The sequence below is a fragment of the Neobacillus sp. YX16 genome, from assembly GCF_030123505.1.
Taxonomy (GTDB): Bacteria; Bacillota; Bacilli; order Bacillales; family Cytobacillaceae; genus Neobacillus.
Genome location: NZ_CP126115.1, coordinates 2,181,968 through 2,205,648 on the forward strand (window position 1 = coordinate 2,181,968; position 23,681 = coordinate 2,205,648).

Sequence of the window (23,681 nt, forward strand, 5' to 3'; positions counted from 1 at the left end):
AGTAATACTTAAGAAGACAATCAAATGAAATATGCAAAAAATAAAGCTGCCACTCGATGTAGCGAAAAGTTCATTTCAATAGCTTTGAAACGGAATAGGAAAAGAAGTTGAGGGTAAAATATGTAAAACTTTCCGATTTGAAGAAAAGAGGTACCTTTAATGATAGCCGACCAATCACTAGACCAAAACGAGAAGTCGCTGAAGGAAATGCTATTCCATAGCTCAGACTTCAAATCGAGCGATTTCGTGGCCGGCCACCGACATTTTCGGCTTTTTTATTTTGATACAATGATCGAGTTTGCCGTGGTGCAGGACCATATTATCCGCCCTTTGCTTCGCAACGCGGACATCAGCGTACGCGATGCCGTGACCATTCTGGAATACAGCGAGACAGATCTTCTGTCGGTTGCGTCGCAAGCGCTGGTCGAAGGGCAGACGGTGGTTCAAATTGAGGGCGAACCGAAGCTCTATTTACTTGGAACCCAACTTAACAAAGAACGCGCGGTAAACATCCCAGTGAACGAACGGGTGCTCCGGGGTTCCAACCAAGCGTTGATCGAAAACTTGGATACGAATCTCAATCTGATGCGCAAGCAAATCTCGACAGCTGATCTTGTCGTAAAATTCTATCAGCTTGGCCGTAGGTCGAATACAAAAGTTGCCGTACTTTACCTACGGTCTCTAGCCAACGAAAATGTTCTAAAGGAGTTTGATCGCAGGATCGACAGCATCGACATTGATTACGTCGAAGGGACCGGGTTTATTCAAGAAATGATTGAAGACAAAAAATTCTCGATGTTTCCAAAAATGCTTATAACCGAAAGACCGGACCGGGTAAAATCTTACCTGTTGGATGGGAAAATTGCGATTTTAACCGACGGTTCGCCAAATTGTCTGATCGTTCCTGTTTCATTCTGGGCGTTCTTCCAAACACCCGACGATTACCAAATCGGCTGGCTGTTCGGCAGCGCCTTTCGGTTTCTTCGGATCATATGCTTTATTTTCGCTATGAGCCTGCCGGGCACTTACGTGGCCCTTGTCACTTTTGATCCACGTATTGTCCCGTTCCCTATCGCACTGACACTGCAAAGCTCTATGCAATACATCGCGTTGCCACCAGTACTCGAAGCGTTAACTATGCTGTTAATACTCGAAATCTTGCGAGAAGCAACAATCCGTCTCCCAAGCTCAATTGCCAATACGATCGGTGTAGTAGGAGGCATTGTCATCGGTACAGTCGTTGTTGAGTCTAATCTGATTTCCAACATGATGGTCATCGTAGTGGCGCTAACGGGCATAGCTTCATTTATAATTCCTTCCTACGAAATGAGTACTACGGCCCGATATTTGTCGTACCCGTTCATTTTGATGGCCTCGATTTTCGGGCTATTCGGCTTGGAGCTTTCATTCCTAATGGTGGTGACGCATTTGGCCCGTTTAAACACGATGGGCATACCGTACTTTTACTCGGGAATTAGCGGTGATACGATCCAGGATACATGGTTCAGAGGACCGATCAGAAGCTTGAAAAAACGCCCGAAGGAAAGCTTGGCAAAAGACGAAATGAGAATAAGTGCTCGAAGGGGGGGGACTGAATGATACACTTAGAAAAAATCTCTATCAACCAGCTTATTTGCCTCGTTATTCTGACCCAAATCGGCGTTAGCGTTTTAACGCTCCCTTACGCACAAATACGCAACTCGGGCAACGACTCGTGGCTGTCCATATTGATCGGGGGAGTGCTTGCTCAAGCGGTCATCCTAATCATCTACCAACTTGGAAAGAGATATTCTGATCGGTCGTTGCCCCAGTATATTACTGCTATTGTTGGAAAGCCGTTAGGATCGGTCGTGAACTTCGTGTTTGCCGCGTACTTCATGGAAAATATTTTTATGGTTACTATCACTTATTCTGATATCATCAACCGCTGGGTGTTATTTGAGACTCCCTGGTTTGTGATAATCGGAGTATCTTTCACAATTGCAGCGTATATCGCTTCATCTACGCTCCGGTCAATGGCTACAATTACGCAGATGATTATGTTAATGTTTCTGATTTGCTTTGTGATAGTATTGGTAAGTGGAATGGGAAAAGGGGACTTCCGTCATTTATTGCCAATCGGCACTCACGGGATCGGACCGCTTCTAAAGGGTGCAGTCCCTTCGTTTTGGTTGTACTCGGGATATGAGCTTCTCCTGTACGCTTTTCCATTTGTAAGATCCCGCAAGAAGAAGGATATCGTAATGGCAGTATCGGCCGCCAATGGATTTACGACCTTTTTTTATATGTTGATAACAGTCATTGTTACGTACAACTTCAGCGAAAGTCAATTGAAGTCCATCCCGGAGCCGATGGTGTTCATTCTTCGTAAATTCAGATGGCCAGTCGTTCAAAGCCTCGATATTCTATTTATGACGATTTGGCTATCTGTGGTTGCGGTAACGGTTTATGTTTATTTGTTTATGTCCGCCCGTTATCTGGCGTTCATTGGAAGTAAAGAAATCCGCAACCATCCTTTTTTGGTATGGATTATAGTGGTTGTTTGCTTCGGATTCGGATTAGGGGCCTCCGACCGGCAATGGCAGTCCCGATTTTCAGACTATCATAATATTGTTACTGCTATTATGATAGCTATTGTGCCGACAATTCTGCTTCTCATTTCTTTGGCACGGGGAAAGGCGGCAGGAGGATGAAAAAAGCGATAATTGCGATTTTGTTGGTGCTCTTCTTGACCGGTTGTTGGGATCGATTACCGCTGAAAACTCTTGGTTTGGTTGATATAGCTGGTATCGACCTGGATAATGAGAATGGTGACGTTTTGCTCCATTATATCGTCACGGTGCTTAATAATGCCGGTCAAGGTAATGGGGAGCCGTCCTCTCAGATAACGGAGCTAAAAGGACATAGTTTAATCGAAGCTGTCGGCCAAGGTCAATATACAGAAAAAGGTCCTTTCTTTGGGGTGCACACGGGAATCTATTTATTTAGTAAAAGTTTCGCAACGGATGATCCAGTTAATGAGCTTACTTTTTTACTTAAAGCCCCCTATACGGCGATCAATTCTCCCGTAGTTATTTTAGAGGGGGACATGTTGAAGCTTTTGAAAAGTAAAATAGGTACAAATAAAAAATTTACAAGTGATCTGGTCGATTTTGTTATGTCTTTAGAAAAGAATAAAAATGCACCAAACGTTAGCATGATGAAATTAATACTATCACGAAAAGATCCATTGGAATGTCTCGCGGTGCCTTTGCTGAAACAATCTAACTCGTCAATGGTATTAGGCGGCGCCCTATTATACCGTCAAGGTACGTATACTGGCAAGGAGCTAGACAAAGACCAAGTCCAAATATTGATGTTGATGTTAGGGAAGATTACTGGAGGACAAAAGTTTACCGGAAATTTGTCGAGTAAAATTGAGGATAAAAACATCGATTACGCGTTTTCCATCAAAAAAATAAATTCAAAGATTATCACCCACCCCGAATCGGGCGAATTGCCGAAAGTCACCATCGGAGTCCGATTGCAAATTAATGTATTCAAACTTGGCAAGTCAGCTCTAACACTTAAGCCCGATTACGTTAATCGAATAGAAAAAGAACTGAGTAAACATCTGGAAGAAAAAGCGGCAGCGACGATCGAGATTATGCAAAAAGCGAATTGCGACATTCTTGGCATCGGAAAGGAATTTAAGGCATACCATCCGAACATTTGGAAGTCTTTAAATTGGCGCAAAGACTTTCCGGAAATGTCGATCGAACCGAATTTCGACGTGCAGATCCTTAACTCGGATGAATAATAGCTCGGGTGGGCGCGTACTCAGATTGGGGAACGCGTCCAATGAGTGACCAAAAATTGGTTTTTTTTTGAAGAATTCCTTGCAGAACTACTGTGTCTGTCGGAGAATAAAAATCAAGTGTAAAAGGTTTTCATAGATTATAATTTGGATCGGTTTAGTTGATGTTGAGGTGATACAATGAATTTTGAACAAATGGAGTATATTGTCAATGTTGCAAATGAGATGTCAATTACCAAAGCAGCAGAAAAGTTATTTATTTCACCTTCAGGGATGAGTCAATCCATAACACAGCTAGAAAATGAGCTGGGAATAAAAATCTTTAACCGAGCAAAACAAGGAGTTACTCCTACTTTTGAAGGGAAAATAGTTATTTCCAAAGCAATCGATTTACTTAAGACCATTAAAGAACTGAACAAAGAAATTTATGATTATAAAAATAGTAATCAAACTAATTTAAAAATTATTACAGCTCCCACCTTTTCTTATGTAATTCAGGAAACAATGGTTAAGTTTAATTCAAGAAATCGTGATATTACATTCGAAGTAGTTGAGCAAAACCCTACAGATATTATTCAGAATTTTAACAAAGAAAACTATGACTTCGCTTTAATCCATGCATCTTTAAATGAATTAAAAAGAGAAAAAAATATTTGTTTTGAACATATTCACGAGGGACACATTTGTATAGCGGTTGGTAAAAATTCACCTTATTATTCTTTCGATTTTGTAAGACTTAGTGATTTAGAGAATTCAAAATTTGTTATGTATAATTCATCGGATTATAAAAAGGTATTAAAATTAATAAAACTGAATCCCAATCAAGTTTTAATTAGATCAAATAGCAGCAGCCTTCTTTTCGAGTTGGTAAAGGAAAGTCAAGCCGTTTTATTTTTGCATGATTTTTCTATTATACATAGTTCCATGGTTAAAGTTGGAGAAATAAAAATCATCCCTCTTAGGGAAGAAAATTATTTTCCAATTGATTTCTGGCTTATATATTTAGAAACAAAAGGTTTAACAAAGGTAGCGAAGGAATTTATTGATGACTTTTTTAAAAACCTAAAAAATAGAAAATAAAGCAACCCAGTTAAATAATCAAGCTAAAAATGAAATAGTGATTTGGTTTACTTGCTTATAAGATTTTGGTGTAACAATCTTTTGATACATAAATATTAATTGGTCAAGTTCTTGACTAAGACTTCAAATAGTAGATTTCGTGGCGGAAACCGACCTTACCGTCTTTTTTATTTGGATACAATGATTGAGTTTGCCTTGGTGGAAGACCATTTTACCGCCCTTTGCTTCGGCGCTCGGTTGTCTTTTTGTCAAATAGTCCTATGTATAGATTCAAATTATGTTTCAAATCCTACTAATAATATATAGCTATTATTTCGAAAAACATTTCTAGTTAGAAAAACAGTTGATTAAGTGAATTGATTATGGTTTGGAGGAGTCGTTTATCATGTTTAAAAAATATGTAAAGGCATGGTTCATTCTCTTTTCATTGATAGCTGTCGTTGGTTGTAACAGAGATTCCAATATGTCCTCTTCATCTAAAAAAACAAATAGCGGTTCAGAAGAATCTGTAACACCACTTGCAAATCGCTCCAATTCTAATCAAAAAGTACCCATAACAAAAGCTTCTTATATAAAACAGGAGAAGAGGCAGAATGGGAAAACGATCTATACCACGAAATATCCTGCATCAATAGCTGTTGTTGTAAACAAAAAAATTTACCTGCCCAAAAATTATGTTCCAAACAATTTAGTTTATCCTAATACTTCTTTTATATTTAAGGAAAAAGTAGAAAAACGTAAATTGCGGAAGGAAGCAGCAGTTGCATTAGAAAAAATGTTTGCAGTAGCAAAACAGGATAAAATTTATTTGAGTGGAGTATCTGGATATCGTTCTGAGGTGACTCAAACGGCGGTTTTTAATCGATATGTAAAAAGGGATGGTTACGAAAAGGCAATAACCTATAGTGCTGTTCCGGGTACAAGTGAACACCAAACGGGATTGGCAATTGATGTTAGTGGAAGTACTGGGAAATGTGCAGCGGCTTCCTGCTTTGCCGATACAAAAGAAGCGAAATGGCTAGATAGAAATAGCGCTAATTTTGGATATATTGTACGTTATCCAAAAGGAAAAGAGCACGTTACGGGCTACAAATATGAGCCTTGGCACATTCGCTATGTTGGCCCTGATATAGCAAAAGATATGAAAAAACGTAATTTGACATTAGAAGAGTATTACGGTATTTTCCCTATTATTAGGTAATCTGAGTTTTCACCGAGGTAAAACGTAAAGATTAGGTGGAGCTTTTACTCCACCTAATCTTTTAAAACTAACACGAAAGGATTAGTTAAATATTAAAAAACGTTAGAAAAGACAAAAGCAAAGATGTAATGATAATGGCAATAAGCGGACGTATTGCTTTAGTACGTAATTCTTTTAGGCTAATATTTAATCCTAAGCCGGTCATAGACATCGTTAAAATAAATGATGTCAAAGTTGCAATATCAGACATAGTTGAATTTGATACTAAAACCTCATGACCCATGATATAGGTCCCCACAAAGCTCATGACGATAAAACCAATTAAAAACCATGGAAACTCGAATTTTGCTTCTCCCTCCATTTTTCCATTCTTTTTCATCCAAAGCATTAGGATAAAACAAAGCGGAATTAATAGAAATACTCTTGAAAGTTTAGCGAGTAATGCGTGAGCAAGAGCGTCCTGCCCTGCTGGAACGGCAGCTAATGCAACATGACCTATTTCATGAAGGCTAATTCCAACCCAGGTTCCATAATCTATAGAACTAATAGGCAATAAAGGAAATAATAAGGTATAGATAATTGAAAAAACCGTACCTACTAATGCTATGATGCCGACGCCCATAGCCGTATCTTCATCTTTTGCTTTAATAATGGGAGATACGGCTGCGATGGCAGCAGCACCACAAATACCAGTGCCAACACTTAGTAATAGAGAAAGATTTAAATCTGCTTTCAGCAATTTTGCAATGAACATAAGAACAACAATCGAAAAAATAATTGTTAAGGCTCCTTTAAGCAATAGTGGAAAGCCCTCGTGAAAAATTACGATCATGTTAAGCTTTAATCCGTAAAGTATAATGGCAAATCTTAAAAGCTTTTTTGCTGAAAATTGAATACCAGTACGTAATCTTTCTGGATATCCAAAAACCTGTCTATAAATAACAGCAAGTAAAATTGCACATGCAAGTGGTCCAATGCGATTTAGACCAGGTATTGCTGCCAAAAAAAAGCCAGACAGGGCTATGATAAACGTAAAACCTATTCCATATACCAACGATACATTTAGGTTTTTTTTAGCTTTTTTTTCTTGATTAGGACTGGTCAATAGTAATGCTTTTTGTTCCATTGGTTTTCATCCCCTCGATTGCTTTATTTATCATTATCGTATCGAATAATTTACAATAAGGAAAATAAATGATTATTATAGTTATAATAAGTAAAAACGATATAAAGAAGGTGAACGTATGGATCAACTATTATCTGTATTTATTTCTGTAGCTGATAAAAGAAACTTTTCCAGAGCTGCCGAAGGGCTTCATTTGACGCAGCCTGCCGTTAGCCAGCAAATTCAACTACTAGAAAAATATATAGGCGCAAAACTGTTTCTGCGAACAAACAAAAGTGTGAAGCTCACGAAAGCAGGTGAAATAGTCTATTTACATGCAAAAGAAATAACAGGATTATATAAACGAATGTCTGTGTTAGTCAATGAATTATATAACGAGCCAACAGGACTATTAAAAATTGGTGCCAGTTATACTTTTGGTGAATACGTTTTACCCCATATACTCGCAAAACTGAGGAATTTATTCCCGAATATCGTTCCTTCGGTTCAGATAGGAAACACAAGAGATATTGCCAAAGCAATCATAAGTCATGAGATTGATGTAGGGATCGTGGAAGGAGACATATCTCATAGCAATATGTATATTAAAACAGTTTCTACAGACCAAATGTATATTGTGGCAGGAGGTAAATATCCAATTTATTATAATAAGGAAGTGACACCAAGTCAGGTTGAACAAGAGAATTGGATTGTCCGTGAAGAAGGCTCTGGAACAAGAGATGCAACAGATAAATTATTTCAATCCTTGCAAATACGTCCTACAAAATTAATGGAGTTCGGAAGCACACAACTAATTAAAGAAGCAGTAGAAGCAGGGCTGGGTATTAGTTACTTATCTGAGCTTTCTGTAAAAAAAGAAAGACTGCTTGGTACGATTCAATTATTAAATGTAAATGGAACACCGATAAAGAGGAATTTTTCAGTTATAACGGAATCTCCTGAATTGCATACGAAATCTATGAACTTATTTATTGAGTTAATAGAAAATTATTTAAAGAATTAAAGATAGTAAAAATGTAAAAGACAAAGCCTACTTTACTTGGGCTTTGTCTTTTTATTTAGAAGTGAATGTAGAGAACATGGAAGCTCCAGCATGAACTTGGATATGTTGAACATTACTTTTGTATATTAGCGATTGTTATATACAAGTTAAAATCTTTAATTTTATTTAATTATTATTTATGAGTATACTTAATGTAGTAATATTTAAAATATTCACAATAGTAAGCGTATAAACGCTTCTAAGTGAGGAAAAGGGGTGGAATTCTTGATGAGTAATAATCTATACGAAAATCTGAAAAAAAGCGCAAGTAATTTCCCAGAAAGTATCGCTTATATCTATAGTGATAAAAGTGTTACTTATAGGGAACTAAATCAGCAGGTGGATCAATTGGCTGCTGGATTGTCTGCCCAAGGAATAGGGAAGGGAGATGGAGTGGCTCTTTTATTAGGAAATAGCCCTGAATTTCTCATTGCGTACTACGGCATTTTACGACTAGGTGCATTTGTTATACCGATTAATCCTTTGTTTACCCAAGGGGAAATCAGCTACATATTAGATAATAGTCAAGCCAAAGCGGTCATTGCTCACGTATCCGTAGAGCCGAAGTTATCAGAAGTAAAGAAACAATTGAAAAATCTAAAGTTAGTCATTTATACCGATGCCGAGAATCAGGAATGGACATGGGAACATCTCATGGCAACAAGCCTGAATGTTTGTGGAAGCCTTTACATTGATCAAGAAGACCTTGCAGTCATTCTGTACACGTCAGGTACTACCGGGAAACCAAAGGGTGCGATGTTATCACATCGGAACTTAGCATCGAATGCAGACTCTATTTCAAAATTACTTGAACTCAATGAAAATGGCCGTGTAGTAGCTGTCCTGCCAATGTTTCATGTTTTCTGTATGACAGTTTGTTTGAATGCACCAATTGCTTGTGGAGCAACAGTCCTGATCCAGCCTAGATTCAGCCCTGTCGATGTGGTCAACACCATTCGAGAAAGAAAGGCAACTGTGTTTGCAGGCGTACCTACGATGTACAGTTTTATCAATCAATTACCTGAAGCGATTGCGGAGGATTTCCAATCTATCCGCATTTGTATCTCTGGAGGTGCCTCGATTCCGGTCGAGCTGCTGCATAAATTTGAAAACAAGTTTAACGTTTCAATCTTAGAAGGATATGGACTTTCGGAAACAGCCCCTCTCGTTGCGATTAATCCATTAAAAGGAACTCGCAAACCAGGTTCTATCGGCCTGAATATTCCAGCTGTCCTAAGCAAAGTGGTAGATGAGTTCGGTAAAGAATTGCCGAGAGGTGAAGTCGGAGAGTTAGTTGTTCAAGGGCCAAATGTAATGAAGGGATATTTGGGGATGCCGAAAGCTACATCAGCAGCTTTTAAAGACGGGTGGTTTTACACCGGTGATCTCGCAACAATGGATGAAGAAGGATACATTTACATTGTTGACCGTAAGAAGGACATGATTATTGTTGGCGGTTACAATGTATATCCTCGTGAAGTAGAGGAAGTCCTGTATCAGCATCCTGCCATTGTCGAGGCGGCCGTAATTGGAGTTCCTGATGGAGAATACGGAGAAAGCGTAAAAGCATACGTCGTAGTTAAGGATGAGCAGATTACAATAAATGACATTATCCAATTTTGTAAGGAAAGACTCGTGAAGTACAAGCTTCCTAAACAAGTGGAGTTTTTTAAAGAGCTGCCTAAGAACTCGACAGGGAAGATTTTGCGCAGAGAGTTAAGAGAATTGACCGAAGTAAAGTAAGAAAATAACTAAATTATTATAGGGGGATTACTTATGTCAACCATTTTAAAGGAAAAAGTTAAAGGTCCAGTAGGTTGGAAAGGCACTGACCTGGCTAAAGATGAATCATGGGTTTATTATTTGTCCGAAAAAACGATTGCTTCACTTGATAACGCTTTAGCACATGTTAAACAAAAGGGTTTAAAAGCACCTGATTTTAACAAGGAGGACTTCCCGATTTCAGATCTCTTAGATGAAATCGATTACTTTGTTGAAGAGCTGGAGAATGGGAGAGGATTTCTATTAATTCGCGGATTACCAATTGAAAGGTATACAGATGAAGAAGCCAGTATCATTTACTGGGGTCTCGGCCTTCATATGGGAACACCAGTGTCGCAAAACGCTAATGGTGATCTTTTAGGACACGTTAGGGATCAAGGTCTTAGCTTGGAAAATTCAAATGTACGCGGTTACCAAACAAAACTGCATCTTCCTTTTCACGCGGATGGATCTGACGTTGTCGGATTGTTAAGCCTGCGAAAAGGGAAATCCGGAGGTTACAGCAGTATCATCAGCTCGATGACTGTTTATAATGAAATTCTGGAGAAGAACCCCGAATATTTAGGAATTCTCTGTCGCCCATTTAACTTTGATCGTCGTGGAGAGGAAGCGCCAGGAGAATCTCCAGTATTTACATCACCAATCTTCAGTTATTATGATGGAAAATTGAGCTGCCGATATGTCCGTTTATTTATCGAATCAGCCCAAGCGAAAACAGGTATCCAGCTGTCGAAAGTTGAAATTGAAGCATTAGACTTACTGGATTCCCTCCTTCATGATGAAAAGTTGCATTATAATATGTTGCTGGAGGAAGGGGATATGCAATTCGTCAATAATTATACGGTTCTTCACTCACGTACTCAATATGAAGACTATGAGGAACTGGATCGAAAACGTCATTTATTAAGATTGTGGCTTACGATGCCAAATGGACGGGAAATTTCCCCGGATTTCGCGATGTTTATTGATGAGAATACGGGGAAACCGGGTCGCGGCGGTGTACCTCCTCGTAAACAAACAGCTGGCGGTATTGTAGAAACTTTGAAGTAATTTTGCTTCAACATTTCGTAAGAACGAGTGGGAACACCTTTTCAGATTTTAGGAAAATGTGTTCCTTATATGGGAAAAAGTGAGGATATATATATATGTCAAGCACTCCAAAGTATTCTTGGATTATTTTATTATTTCTAGTTCTTTCCGGTATGATCAACCAGGTAGATAAAATTATCATTGGTTTAGTTTCCGTTCCTTTAATGAAAGAGTTACATTTAAGTCCTTCGCAATGGGGAATTGTAGGAAGTTCATTCTTTTGGTTCTTTACCTTCTCCTCTTTCATTCTTGGAGGCATGGCCGATTCCAAAAACACGAAAAAAATGTTATCGTGGATTTCTTTGATTTGGTTGATTGTTCAATTTACAACCCCTTTCGTTTCTAGTTTGTCTCTGCTTGTGTTAACAAGAATGATTTTGGGAGCAGGTGAAGGTCCAGCTCCCGCTCTATCTACAGCAATCATAGGAAAATGGTTCCCTAAACATAGACACGGAATAGGCTTTGGTGCTGTTCTCTTAGGAACGACAGGGGGTTCAGCGATTGCTTCGCCATTATTAATCTCCTTGATTGAACAATATGGATGGAGATCTGCATTTATTGCCATGGGTATTCTTGGCCTGATTGTGTTAGTTTTATGGCAGATTTTCGGTAAAGAAAGTCCAAAAGAAATCGGGCTGTCTGACATTCATCAAAAGGAGCAACAGTCGTCTAGCCTCACTAAGGTTTCATGGCGTCAGTTTTATCCGCATCTTTTATCTAAAAATTTTATTTTGACCGTTTTGTGCGGTGGGTGTGCTTATTGGTTATTGTCCGTTCAAGCGGTATGGTTTCCAGCTTACTTTGCCAAAATTCAACAGTTTAATGGTCAAACATTAAAACTAGCTGTGTCTTTACCTTTTCTTTTTGCAGCTTTTTGCCAATTTGGATTTGCTTTGCTTTCAGACCGGCTTTATCGTAAATCAGGAGATATTCGCAAAGCACGAATTAATCTTGCTGGTTTGATGATGGTGTTATCCGCTTTATGTATATATCTAGCAAATACCGTGACTTCAACGTCTATGTCCATAATATTCTTTACCCTTGCACCCGGTTTTGCGTATGTCATTCTTTCTCTCGCGCCCGCTATATTGATGGAGTTTTTTTCTCCTCAAAACATTGGAAAGGCACAAGGGGCGTTCATTGCTCTTGCAAGTACAACTAGTATTATTGCTCCACTTGTCTTTGGATATCTTATCCAAAATGCAGGGACTGAGGCAATAGGTTATGGTTATGCGTTTCAAGCCTCTTCTATAGGGATGCTGATTATCGGACTATTATTTTGGATCGGTGTACGTCCCGCAAAGCAAGGCCACACAATGATTGAAGCAGAGGAGAAAATAAGTTAAAAATAATATTTTTATATAATTGAAAATAATTAAAGTACAAAAATAGTAAATTGGCAATAGTCCATTTTGAAGGAGGAGTTTTAATGTCAATCATTTTAAATGAAAAAATCCAAGGGCGATCAGCATGGAAAGGTAGTGAACTAGCTAAAGATGAGTCATGGATTTATTATTTGTCCGAGAACACGATTGCTGCTCTTGAGAAGGCAGTATTGCATGTTCAACAAAAGGGATTAACAGCACCTGATTTTAAAAAGGAGGATTTCCCGATTATTGATTTAGCTGACGAAATTAAATACTTTGTTGACGAGCTGGAGAATGGAAGAGGATTTCTATTGATTCGTGGATTGCCAATGGACCAGTTTACTGACGAAGAAGCGAGCATCATTTACTGGGGTCTCGGACTTCACTTGGGACTACCGATAATCCAAAGCAAAACTGGGGAACTCTTAGGGCATATCAAAAACGTAGGTAAAGACTTTAGTGATAATACAAAAGTACGTGGTTACCAAACGAATGTACATCTTGATTATCACACAGATCTCGCTGATGTGGTTGGATTACTATGTCTTAAGAAAGCGAAATCTGGCGGTTTAAGCAGTATCGCAAGTGCGATGTCGATCTATAATGAAATTTTGGAGAAGCACCCAGAGTACCTTGAAATTCTCTATCGTCCATTTGCCCATGATCTTCGCGGGGAAGAAGCACCTGGTCAATCTCCAGTAGTTCAAACACCGATCTTTAGCTATTACGATGGTAAATTAAGCTGCAGATATATTCGCCAATATGTCCAATCAGCACAAACGAAAACAGGGATCCCTTTGTCGGAAGAGGAAATCGAAGCATTTGATTTTATCGATTCCCTTACTCATGATGAAAACTTCCATATTGATATGATGATGGAACCGGGTGATATGCAATTCGTTAATAATTATACCGTTTTTCACTCACGGACTCATTTTGAAGATTACGAAGAAGATGACAAGAAACGCCATCTATTAAGATTATGGCTCATGATGCCAAATGGCCGGAAAATTGCCCCAGATTTCGAGTTTTATATCGGCGGGGTACCTGTAGAAAGATAAAAAGCTGGTGGTAGTATTAAACACCATTATTTCTTATATCAAGTGAGATGGTGATTTTATTCAACGAAATATGGTGGATAAAATCACCATTTTATGTATTTAAATGCCATATGACCGGAATAAAAGGTTAGGATATAGCCGAGTTATTTTTAAAATTAATTGAAGTGAGGATGATGCTCCTTGGTAAATTTAGATCCGCAAGCAGAAAAATATTTACAAGCATTTAATCAGATGCGGCCTATTCATAAAATGGATCCTAAGACTGTTAGGGATTTACTTTCGAAAGCACCGCGCCCTGCTGTAAAATTAGAACCTCTATCAAAGGTAGAGGATTTGATGCTTACAGTAAGCCTGGATGAAGAAATTAAATGTCGGGTGTACATACCAGAAGGGCAAGGTCCCTTTCCCCTATTTATATACTACCATGGTGGGGGATGGGTTCTCGGAGACATTGAATCGACGGATGCGAGCTGTCGAATGATCGCAAATAGAACGGAAAGTATTGTTGTATCCGTAAACTATCGTCTTGCACCAGAGTATAAGTTTCCGACTGCAGTCGAAGACGCGTATGCGGCTTTGGAATGGGTGTATGAAAAAGGGTCTTCCTTTAACGGAGATGTATCTAGATTGGCAGTCGGAGGGGATAGCGTAGGTGGAAATCTAGCAACAGTAGTTACGATGATGGCGAGAGACAGAAAAGGTCCCGACATCACTGCTCAGGTCTTACTTTATCCTCCGACAAACCTTGAGTGCAATACGGAATCCCATCAAACATTTGCAAAAGGATTTGGTCTGGATCGCGAACAGCTGATTTGGTTCCGTGATCATTATTTAAGGAATGAAGAGGACAGGTGTAATGAGTACGCTTCCCCCTTGGTCGCTGAAGATTTAAGTGGCCTCCCACAAGCATTAGTAATCACAGCGGAAAATGATGTGCTTCGGGATGAAGGAAGGGCTTATGCTGATCGTCTGAAAAAATTTGGTGTGCAGGTTGAATATGCATGTGAACCCGGTATGGTACACGGCTTTTTTGGACACATGGCTATTTTCTCTAACAACATTGAATCAACTGTTACTAAGATCGACAAATTCCTACGTACAGCAAAATATTCGATAAAAATCTAAATGAAACGAGCCTCACAATTTAATGAGGCTCGTTTTTTATATTATATATTTTCATAGACTATTAATTGGCAATCTATGAAACAGTTAACAGTAACAACCAAGTATGTTAGAAATAAACGGTATTTCCAATGCCGCCAGTTACCGGAATAACATCGCCAGTAATCGATGCCGCCAAAGGTGAAGCCAGGAAGGTAACGACATAAGCAATTTCCTCTGCAGTTATCAAGCGGCCGAGGGAATTCAGTGATTCTACATGGCGTATAGCTTCCTCATTCGTGACCCGGCCTCTAAACGTTTCTGTATCGACGATCCCTGGATAAACAGCATTAACGTTAATTCCGTGCTTTCCTAATTCCAATGAGGCGGATTTCGTCATATGGACAACAGATGCATTACGCGGACCGGAACTAAAATAATTGCCGCCAATTCTAGCAGCCAGACCACTTATATTTATTATACGGCCCCATTTATTTTCTATCATATAAGGTGCAACCGCTCGGATACAGCGAAAATAGCCCATGTACTTTTCTTCAAAATCTTTCAAAATAAGTTCATCTTTAATACTATAAAAATCCTCTGGCTCCTGGCCGCCAACACGGGCTCCGCTGTTGATTAATATATCAATGCTTCCCATTGCTGCTGCTGACTTTTCTACTAGATTTAAGATAGAGTTAGGATCAGTGGTATCTGCCACGATCGGATAGATATTTCGCTTCGTTTCTTGTGCCAATTCCTCTGCTGCGGTCTTTAGAGTGGATTCGGTTCTTGAACAAATCGTACAATCTACACCTTCTAGAGCCAGCTGGCGGGCAATAGCTTTACCAATACCACGACTTCCTCCAACAATAAGTGCCTTTTTTCCGGATAACTTTAAGTCCATAGTTGACCTCCTGATTTGATTCACTAGTAAAAAGCTGATAGTGATTTTTTTGAATATTGATTCTTTTCTTTATTTGATTCTACCTTTAAATAATATTTATATAAAATTAAAGATTTTAATTTGTACTTTAGTTGTACTAATATAAAATAATGTTGAAATTTTCCATTGTACATGGGGGCCACTATTTTTATATATTAGTATTATTTACATACAAGTTAAAATCTTTAATTTTATTTTACTGAAAATTATGAATATAATTAACATAATGACTATTAACATAGTCACAATGCTATTAAATATGTAAATAAAGGGGGGACATCGTTCAATAGTATTAATTGTATGAAGAAGATTTGTATAAGCGAGGGAGTCACTTTTTTAGTAGGAAACAACCCGAACATTGTCTACTACAGAAAAAAAGTGTATTAGAAAAAGAAGGAGGAGTATAGGTGCCGTCCATTTTAAAGGAAAAAATTCAAGGACCAGCAGCGTGGAAAGGTATTGATCTAACCAAAGATGATTCATGGATTTATTATTTGTCTGAGAAAACGATTGCGTCTCTTGAAAGCGCTTTATATTTTGTAAAACAAAAGGGTTTAAAAGCACCAGATTTTAACAAGGAGGACTTCCCAATTCCTGATCTCTCTGATGAAATCGATTACTTTATTGGCGAGTTGGAAAATGGGAGAGGATTTCTGTTAATTCGTGGATTACCAATGGAAAGGTATACCGATGAAGAAGCAAGCATTATTTACTGGGGTCTCGGGGTACATTTGGGCATCCCGGTAACGCAAAACGCAAAAGGTGATCTATTAGGGCATGTCGTAGACCAAGGTCTGAACATTAATGATTCCAATGTACGCGGTTACCAAACGAATGCACATCTTCCCTTTCACCCAGATGGATCTGACGTAGTCGGATTACTAAGTCTACGAAAAGCTAAATCGGGGGGATTTAGTAGTATTGTTAGCTCGGTGGCTGTTTATCATGAAATCCTGGAGAAGTACCCAGAGTACCTTGAAATTCTCTATCGTCCATACTTCTTGGATCGTCGTGGTGAAGAAGCCCCAGGTGAATCTCCAGTATATTCATCACCAGTCTTTAGCTATTACAAAGGTAAATTGAGCTGCAGATATAATCGCGGATATGTCGAATCAGCACAAGCGAAAACAGGTATCCATTTGTCAAAGGAAGAAATAGAAGCATATGACTTAATGGATTCTCTCCTTCATGATGAAAACATGCATATCGATATGATGATGGAACCTGGTGATATGCAATTCGTAAATAATTATACCGTTCTTCATTCACGAACTGTATATGAAGATTATGAAGAACCCGAACGCAAGCGTCATCTATTAAGATTGTGGCTCACGATGCCAAATGGGCGAGAAATTGCGCCCGATTTCGCTATGTTTATTGATGAGAAAACAGGTAAAGCGGGTCGCGGCGGTATTCCTATACGTGAAAAAACAGCTGGCGCTATTGGTGAAAGCATGAGGTAATTGCTTTAATAAATATTAGGACTTTAAACATAGAAGATTTACCATTAAATACCTTTACTTAAGAAGACGAATTGCTTCATGTGATGGGAGTGCCTTGCAGATTTTACGAAAAGATGTTCTTTAAGTAGTAGATAAGAAGGGGAGAATTTTACATTGAAAACACCAAAATATTCTTGGATTATATTATTAATTCTAGTTGCTTCCGGAATGGTCAACCAAATTGATAAAATTATCATTGGTTTAGTTTCCGTTCCCTTAATGAAAGAGTTACACTTAAGTCCTTCACAATGGGGAGTTATTGGAAGCTCATTCTTTTGGTTCTTTACCATCTCCTCTTTAATTATTGGTGGCATGGCCGATTCCAAAAACACGAAAAAAATGTTTACTTGGATCATGTTAGTATGGTTGGCTGTTCAATTTACCACACCTTTTGTTTCCAGTCTGTCTTTATTAATGTTTTCAAGAATGATCTTGGGAGCAGGAGAAGGTCCAGCGATTGCTATATCGACTTCTCTAATAGGAAAATGGTTCCCTAAACACAGACATGGTATAGGCTTTGGCGCTGTTCTCTTTGGAGCAGCAATCGGACCAGCGATTGCTTCTCCATTATTAATCTCCTTGATCTCTCAAAATGGATGGAGATCTGCTTTTATTGCAATGGGCATTGTTGGATCTATTGTTCTAGTTTTATGGATGATTTTCGGAAAAGAAAGCCCAAATGAAATCGGGTTGCCTACAATTGAACATGAGGAAAAGAACTCATTCATCTCTTCTAAGGTTTCTTGGCGTCAATTTCTTCCACATCTTTTTTCAAAAAATTTTATGTTTACCGTTTTGTGTGCAGGTTGTGCCTATTGGTTATTGTCTGTTCAAGCGGTTTGGTTTCCAGCATACTTTACCAATGTTCAACATTTTGATGGAAAAACATTAAAAATGGCAGTGTCATTGCCTTTTCTTTTCGCTGCCATTTGCCAAATTGTCTTTGCCTTGATATCAGATCGGCTATATCGCAAAACAGGAGATATTCGAAAAGCACGAGTAAATCTTGCAGGTATTTCAATGATGCTATCCGCTATTTGTTTATATCTTGGAAGTGTTGTGAATTCAAGTGCTATCTCCATCTTGTTCTTCATTCTTGCTCCAGGTTTTGCGATTGTTATTCTATCACTCGCACCCGCTATGTTGATGGAATTCTTTTCTACCAAAAACATTGGAAAAGCACAAGGGACATATGTTGCTCTATCAAGTTCAGCAAGTATTATTGCTCCAGTTATATTCGGGAATTTTATCCAAAATTCAGGAACTGAGGTAATTGGATATGGTTATGGGTTCCTAGTAACTTCATTGGTTATGTTCGTTTTCGGATTATTTTTTTGGGCCATTGTACGTCCTGCAAAGCAAACTGACACAACGATAAAAGCAGAGGAACAAGTTATTATATAAAAAGTATGATTTAATCGAGGAGGGAAAGAAATATGTGTAAAAATAACAAGGCCATTAATGGAACTGATTGTTGTGTAGAATGTCATGAAGAATTAGCCATTATGGAGCGAAATCGCAGTAACTGCTGGAATTGTCAGGATAAAATATCCGAGACTTACGCTGATGATCATATTGATGAAGAAGATGGAGTTAAATCGGTTGTATAATAGAAAATGAATCTATGATATGCGATGGATCTTGTCCATGGTACCAAAAACTAATAGATTCATATAAAAAGAGAAGCTCTGCGTCCATTTCGGACGAAGTTGCTTCTCTTTTTTGTCTTAACTTTTTATCATTTCGGATTTTAGATAATGAATATATTTGTTGGCAAAAGCCGATAAATGCTTATTCTCTGATCGCACCAATCCTAAAGAAATATTTACTGTCGGATGATTTACGAGATCAACTGGAATTATCTCACCATTCATTACATGGGGATAATTTTTCATTACGAAATCAGGAGCAAATGTAATGGCCAAATTTTCTCTGACTGCTTGGAGAACACCATCCATATTATTTGATGTAAATAGTATTTTTAAGGGCTTATATTTGTTAAAGAAATCTTGAACAAAATACTGCATAAATTCACCTTTATAAGTGACGAGAGTTTGGTCCAGTATATCATGCGGAGTAATGGTACCTAAGAATGCTAAAGGTGAGTGCTTTGAAACATATACTTTCTGCTTTCCTTCAATGAGTGCTTCAAAAGCTATTCCTTCCATGTTTACGTTCAAATCCGTTGAATATGTAATCAGACCGAAATCAGTTTTATGTTGTCGAACATCTTCAATTACAGTGGATCCACTTTTTTCTGCAACCTCCAAATTTACGTGTGGATAATCATGTCTAAACGCAGCTATAGCTTTTACTAGGAAAGTCATCAACCCTGGTAATGAAGATATTTTTAGTTCCCCAAGTTCAGTCGAAGTAAGTAAGTTGGCTGTCTCTTTTATTTCATCAAGTTTTTTCTGTACTTCATAGGCAAGCTTTAGAATGATTCTGCCTTCATCGGTTGGGACAGCACCATGTCCCCGTGACCGTTTAAGAATTTTAATCCCTAGCTCCTTTTCAAAGTTGGTAATGGACTGACTGATTGTGGATTGAGTTACATGTAGATTCTGTGCCGCAATAGACAGAGAATTGTATTTAGCAACTTCAACGATATATAGTAATTGTTCAATATTCATTGCTGTACCCCTTTTTCAATATTAGTAAAACTTATATACATATTAAAATCTTTAATTTTATTTCATTATAATTTATTAGTACAATCAATATCAATAAGATTTTTAAAATCTTTGAATATTCTTAATTAGGGGGAAATGTAAAATGTCATTAAAACAATTGTTTGATTTAACCGGACAGACAGCAATCGTTACCGGAGGCGGAAGTGGTCTAGGGCGTGTAATGGCACTGGCTTTAGCAGAGGCAGGTGCAAATGTTGTAGTATGTTCTCGTCGATTAGAGGTTTGTGAAGAAGTTGTAAAAGAAATTGAGGCATTAGGAAAACAAGCACTTGCTCTAGTGGTTGATGTCACAAATCCTGAATCAGTCGTTCAAGGTTTGGAGAAAGCGGTTTCTCATTTTGGGAAAATCGAGATTTTAGTCAACAGCAGCGGAACGGTTTTTGAAACGCCTGCTACTGAAATGCCTTTAAATCAATGGCAAGCTATGCTTGATACAAATGTGACTGGTACATTCTTGATGTGTCAAGCTGTAGGAAAACAAATGATCGAAAACGCATACGGAAAAATTATTAACATTTCTTCTAGTATTGGTTTTAAAGGTGTTGACCCAGAAGCAGTAGATTCTGTAGGGTATACAACTAGTAAGGGTGCCGTTATGACTTTAACGAAGGATCTTGCAGTTAAGTGGGGTCGCCATGGAGTGTATGTAAATTCCATTGCTCCTGGAGTGTTCACTACTGGAATGAATAACCCAGAAATACCGGGAACACTTGTACACAAAGCAGGTCCTTTCATTGCTTCCCAAGTTCCAGTTAGAAGGCTAGGCAATGACAATGATTTAGTAGGTGCTCTCCTATACTTTGCTTCAGCGGCTTCTAATTATTGTACGGGACAAATATTGGTTCTTGATGGGGGCCTTGGGGCTAAGTAAATTCCATCCAAATAACGAGCAGTGTAAATTAATCAAACTTAATTGCACATTAAAAATGTTAATTTTACTTAGCTGAAAATTAAAAATATACTGAGATTATAAATTCGAAAAAGTTAATTAGCTGACTTTTGTAAGCGTTAACAGCATGCGAATTTAAAAACATATAATGGAAGAGGGAATTTTAGTGAGTAATGTAAAAAATGTACAAGCAGCAGTAGCATATCATGCAGGAAATGTTAATGTAGATGAATTGCCTTGGGTTCCTTATTTCGGAGATGCGAAATTTAAATTGCTTAAAGCCAATCCTGTGACAGGACAGAATATTACCTTATTATATGTACCTGCGAAAATGCAACTTCCGGCACATTTTCATCCTGGACAAGTCATTGTTTATACTGTTCAAGGATCTTGGAGATATCTCGAGGAGTCTTGGATCTCCAAACCTGGCGACATGGTTTTTGAACCTGCCGGCTCCACACATACACCTACAGCTGTAGGGGATGAAGATGTTATTACCTTCAATATTGTGGAAGGAACATTAGACTATTTGGGTGAGAATGGAGAAATTATTGCACGAGATAATTGGGAATCATTCCTGAAAAGATACCTTGACTATTGTGAGGCTGAAGGAATTGAACCAGTTGATGTGACTGCGTTTTAATTAATAAATCTGTAATAAAAAGAGAAGCCCGGTGTCCAAGTGACGACGAGGCTTCTCTTTTTTTATGCGCAACTTTTATTAATTCTAGTAAATTAGAAAAATTGATAGTTTTCACTATCACTATATTAGTAATACTAACTTATATATTAAAATGTTTAATTTTATTTAATTTATACTAATGAGTATAATCAATAATATAATAATATTTATAAATTTTAGAATTTTCCAAACGAAAAGGGGCTAAAAAACATATGCCAACAGAAACAGTTTTGATTACAGGCGCTACTAAAGGGATCGGTTTGGAATTCGCAAAAGTTTTCGCTGACCATCGCTATAACTTGGTATTAGTTGCCAGGGACGCAACGTTGTTGGAACAACAAGCTGAAATATTACAAAAGGATTATGGAGTTCAAGTAAATACTTTTGCCGGTGACTTAAGCAACCATGTAACAGTAGAGAACTTACATAAGTACTTGAAAAACGAAGGAATCAACATAGATATTTTGATTAATAATGCCGGGGCTGGCGGATTAGGGTTAATGACGGAATTGGATATTAAGAAAGAATTGGAATGCCTGCAGCTCAACATGATATCGCTTACATATTTAACCAGACTTATAGCGGATGAAATGGTAAAACGAAAGCAAGGTAAAATTTTAAACGTGGCTTCAACAGCGGCCTTTCAGCCAACTCCAGGGATGTCGATGTATGGGGCAAGCAAATCGTACGTCTTAACCTTTTCAGAAGCGATTGCGGAAGAACTAAAAGGAACCGGAGTTCAAGTTAGTGTACTATGTCCCCCTTCAACCAAAACGCCGCTCACGGAAGGATTGGCCGCAACAGGAACAAAAATTTTCATTAAGAATTTGATGGAACCAGAAGCAGTTGTCAAGTGCGGCTTTGAAGGGTTAATGAAGAATAAAACAGTGATCATCCCAGGCTTTAAAAATAAACTTATGGCTAAATCTGTGGGACTGCTGCCAAGGAAATGGGTAACCATCTATACCCGAAAGATGATCGAGCAAAAAGTGTAAATAGCGATTTAATTCCCATCCTTGAAAAGGTGGGAGTTTTTACAGCTATCTTCGAAATGAGCAATCGCTCGCTCAACATACACGGAAAAAATAGGATGCACAAAATATATTAAAAGAGGAGTCTAACAATGAACTTTTTATTATCAGAAGAACACCAGATGATGCAAAAAATGGTGCGCGAGTTTGCACTGAACGAATGTGAGCCTACTGCAGCACAGCGAGATGAAGAAGAATACTTTGATATTAAGATTTGGCGGAAGATGGCAGAACTTGGCTTATGCGGAATCCCTTGGCCGGAGGAATACGGTGGTGCCGGTGCCGATTATATGAGTTATGTGATCACGGTGGAAGAACTTTCCCGGGTGGATGCTTCCATAGGGACTACTCTTGCTGCCCATTCATCGTTAGCCGGATGGCCGGTTTTTAAGTTCGGAACGGAGGCACAAAAACAAAAATATTTGCGAACCATGGCAGAGGGAAAAAGCATGGGTGCGTATTGCCTGACTGAAGCTGGATCGGGATCTGATTCCAGTGGAATGAAAACAACAGCGGTACTAAAGGGCGATGAGTGGATATTGAACGGTTCGAAGATTTTTATTACCAACGGTGGTTATGCGGATATCTATATTGTATTTGCCCAGACCAATCCGGAACTAAAGCATAAGGGGATTACCGCTTTTATTGTAGAAAAGGACTTCCCAGGGTTTTCTGTAGGAAAGAAGGAGAAAAAGATGGGCATTCGCTCTTCCGCAACAACGGAAGTGATTTTTGAGGACTGCCGTGTGCCAAAGGACAATCTCTTGGGACAAGTAGGTGAAGGGTTTAAGATTGCCATGATGACCCTTGACGGCGGTCGGAATGGAGTCGCTGCCCAAGCGGTGGGAATTGCACAGGGAGCGTTTGATAAAGCTGTCGAATATGCGAAGGATCGAGTGCAATTTGGCAAACCGATTAGCGCGCTTCAAGCTATACAATTCAAACTAGCCGATATGGCTACCAAAATAGAAGCCTCTCGTTTATTGACATATCAAGCTGCCTGGCGTGAGGATCAAGGAATCCCTTATGGGCATCAATCTGCAATGTCCAAGCTGTTTGCCGGAGACACTGCAATGGAAGTTGCGCTTGAGGCTATTCAAGTATTTGGTGGATATGGTTATACAAGGGAATACCCGGTAGAACGTTATATGAGAGATGCAAAAATCACCCAAATCTATGAAGGAACTCAAGAGATTCAGCGACTTGTTATAGCTGGAAATCTGTTGAAATAATAGAGAAAATCAAAATTTAATCAACGTAAGTAAGAAGCTACTATTTTAAAGAGGTGGAAGAACT

General features: G+C 38.5%; 21 protein-coding genes. 18 read left to right on the top strand and 3 right to left on the bottom strand.

Annotated features, from left to right (window positions below):
* The first annotated feature begins 159 nt into the window (after positions 1-159).
* From QNH48_RS10600 to QNH48_RS10620, 5 genes are all read left to right on the top strand, one after another.
* The gene (locus QNH48_RS10600; protein ID WP_283954849.1) at positions 160-1,599 is read left to right on the top strand and encodes a spore germination protein; all 1,440 of its coding nucleotides are present in this window, start codon (positions 160-162) and stop codon (positions 1,597-1,599) included.
* Positions 1,596-2,693 (top strand): GerAB/ArcD/ProY family transporter, encoded by a 1,098-nt coding sequence (locus QNH48_RS10605; protein ID WP_283954850.1) that lies wholly within the window; start codon positions 1,596-1,598, stop codon positions 2,691-2,693. Before QNH48_RS10600 ends, QNH48_RS10605 begins: the two co-directional genes overlap by 4 nt.
* Positions 2,690-3,799 carry a Ger(x)C family spore germination protein gene (locus QNH48_RS10610; protein ID WP_283954851.1) on the top strand — a complete coding sequence of 370 codons (1,110 nt, stop codon included), beginning with the start codon at positions 2,690-2,692 and terminating at the stop codon, positions 3,797-3,799. The genes QNH48_RS10605 and QNH48_RS10610 overlap by 4 nt, the downstream gene beginning before the upstream one ends.
* A 177-nt stretch (positions 3,800-3,976) precedes the next feature.
* The gene (locus tag QNH48_RS10615; protein WP_283954852.1) at positions 3,977-4,876 is read left to right on the top strand and encodes a LysR family transcriptional regulator; all 900 of its coding nucleotides are present in this window, start codon (positions 3,977-3,979) and stop codon (positions 4,874-4,876) included.
* Positions 4,877-5,258: 382 nt separating this feature from the next.
* Positions 5,259-6,077 (top strand): M15 family metallopeptidase, encoded by an 819-nt coding sequence (locus tag QNH48_RS10620; RefSeq protein WP_481858492.1) that lies wholly within the window; start codon positions 5,259-5,261, stop codon positions 6,075-6,077.
* Positions 6,078-6,162: 85 nt separating this feature from the next.
* Here QNH48_RS10620 and QNH48_RS10625 read toward each other — a convergent pair whose 3' ends face one another.
* Positions 6,163-7,203: a YeiH family protein gene (locus tag QNH48_RS10625; protein WP_283954854.1), complete on the bottom strand. Its 1,041-nt coding sequence runs from the start codon at positions 7,201-7,203 to the stop codon at positions 6,163-6,165.
* 118 nt (positions 7,204-7,321) lie between these two features.
* Here QNH48_RS10625 and QNH48_RS10630 point away from each other — a divergent pair, with 118 nt between their 5' ends.
* The 6 genes from QNH48_RS10630 to QNH48_RS10655 all read left to right on the top strand — a co-directional run bounded on the left by QNH48_RS10630 (position 7,322) and on the right by QNH48_RS10655 (position 14,669).
* Entirely contained in the window at positions 7,322-8,206 is an 885-nt protein-coding gene (locus QNH48_RS10630; protein ID WP_283954855.1) for a LysR family transcriptional regulator, read from the top strand.
* Positions 8,207-8,473: 267 nt separating this feature from the next.
* Positions 8,474-9,988 (top strand): long-chain-fatty-acid--CoA ligase, encoded by a 1,515-nt coding sequence (locus QNH48_RS10635; RefSeq protein WP_283954856.1) that lies wholly within the window; start codon positions 8,474-8,476, stop codon positions 9,986-9,988.
* A 33-nt stretch (positions 9,989-10,021) separates the two neighbouring features.
* Positions 10,022-11,077, top strand: a complete 1,056-nt coding sequence (locus QNH48_RS10640) for a TauD/TfdA family dioxygenase (RefSeq protein WP_283954857.1) — start codon at positions 10,022-10,024, stop codon at positions 11,075-11,077.
* 95 nt (positions 11,078-11,172) lie between these two features.
* Complete coding sequence (locus tag QNH48_RS10645) at positions 11,173-12,462, top strand: MFS transporter (RefSeq protein WP_283954858.1); 1,290 nt, start codon at positions 11,173-11,175, stop codon at positions 12,460-12,462.
* Between the two features lie 83 nt (positions 12,463-12,545).
* Positions 12,546-13,544 carry a TauD/TfdA family dioxygenase gene (locus QNH48_RS10650; RefSeq protein WP_283954859.1) on the top strand — a complete coding sequence of 333 codons (999 nt, stop codon included), beginning with the start codon at positions 12,546-12,548 and terminating at the stop codon, positions 13,542-13,544.
* 180 nt (positions 13,545-13,724) lie between these two features.
* A complete protein-coding gene (locus tag QNH48_RS10655; protein ID WP_283954860.1) occupies positions 13,725-14,669 on the top strand; it encodes an alpha/beta hydrolase in 945 nt (314 codons plus the stop codon).
* Between the two features lie 106 nt (positions 14,670-14,775).
* Here QNH48_RS10655 and QNH48_RS10660 read toward each other — a convergent pair whose 3' ends face one another.
* Entirely contained in the window at positions 14,776-15,549 is a 774-nt protein-coding gene (locus tag QNH48_RS10660) for an SDR family NAD(P)-dependent oxidoreductase (protein ID WP_283954861.1), read from the bottom strand.
* 446 nt (positions 15,550-15,995) lie between these two features.
* Here QNH48_RS10660 and QNH48_RS10665 point away from each other — a divergent pair, with 446 nt between their 5' ends.
* From QNH48_RS10665 to QNH48_RS10675, 3 genes are all read left to right on the top strand, one after another.
* On the top strand, positions 15,996-17,051 hold the full coding sequence (locus QNH48_RS10665) for a TauD/TfdA family dioxygenase (protein ID WP_283954862.1): 1,056 nt from the start codon (positions 15,996-15,998) through the stop codon (positions 17,049-17,051).
* Between the two features lie 153 nt (positions 17,052-17,204).
* Positions 17,205-18,494 carry an MFS transporter gene (locus QNH48_RS10670; protein WP_283954863.1) on the top strand — a complete coding sequence of 430 codons (1,290 nt, stop codon included), beginning with the start codon at positions 17,205-17,207 and terminating at the stop codon, positions 18,492-18,494.
* 32 nt (positions 18,495-18,526) lie between these two features.
* On the top strand, positions 18,527-18,700 hold the full coding sequence (locus QNH48_RS10675) for a hypothetical protein (protein ID WP_283954864.1): 174 nt from the start codon (positions 18,527-18,529) through the stop codon (positions 18,698-18,700).
* Positions 18,701-18,817: 117 nt separating this feature from the next.
* Here the strand turns inward: QNH48_RS10675 and QNH48_RS10680 are convergent, their stop codons facing one another.
* Positions 18,818-19,723 (bottom strand): LysR family transcriptional regulator, encoded by a 906-nt coding sequence (locus tag QNH48_RS10680; protein ID WP_283954865.1) that lies wholly within the window; start codon positions 19,721-19,723, stop codon positions 18,818-18,820.
* A gap of 142 nt (positions 19,724-19,865) precedes the next feature.
* Here QNH48_RS10680 and QNH48_RS10685 point away from each other — a divergent pair, with 142 nt between their 5' ends.
* The 4 genes from QNH48_RS10685 (at position 19,866) to QNH48_RS10700 (ending at position 23,617) form a co-directional block, all read left to right on the top strand.
* Positions 19,866-20,654 (top strand): SDR family NAD(P)-dependent oxidoreductase, encoded by a 789-nt coding sequence (locus QNH48_RS10685; protein WP_283954866.1) that lies wholly within the window; start codon positions 19,866-19,868, stop codon positions 20,652-20,654.
* Between the two features lie 184 nt (positions 20,655-20,838).
* Positions 20,839-21,315, top strand: a complete 477-nt coding sequence (locus QNH48_RS10690) for a 2,4'-dihydroxyacetophenone dioxygenase family protein (RefSeq protein ID WP_133368678.1) — start codon at positions 20,839-20,841, stop codon at positions 21,313-21,315.
* Between the two features lie 251 nt (positions 21,316-21,566).
* Positions 21,567-22,349, top strand: a complete 783-nt coding sequence (locus tag QNH48_RS10695) for an SDR family NAD(P)-dependent oxidoreductase (RefSeq protein WP_283954867.1) — start codon at positions 21,567-21,569, stop codon at positions 22,347-22,349.
* A 128-nt stretch (positions 22,350-22,477) separates the two neighbouring features.
* The gene (locus QNH48_RS10700) at positions 22,478-23,617 is read left to right on the top strand and encodes an acyl-CoA dehydrogenase (protein WP_283954868.1); all 1,140 of its coding nucleotides are present in this window, start codon (positions 22,478-22,480) and stop codon (positions 23,615-23,617) included.
* Positions 23,618-23,681 lie beyond the last annotated feature (64 nt).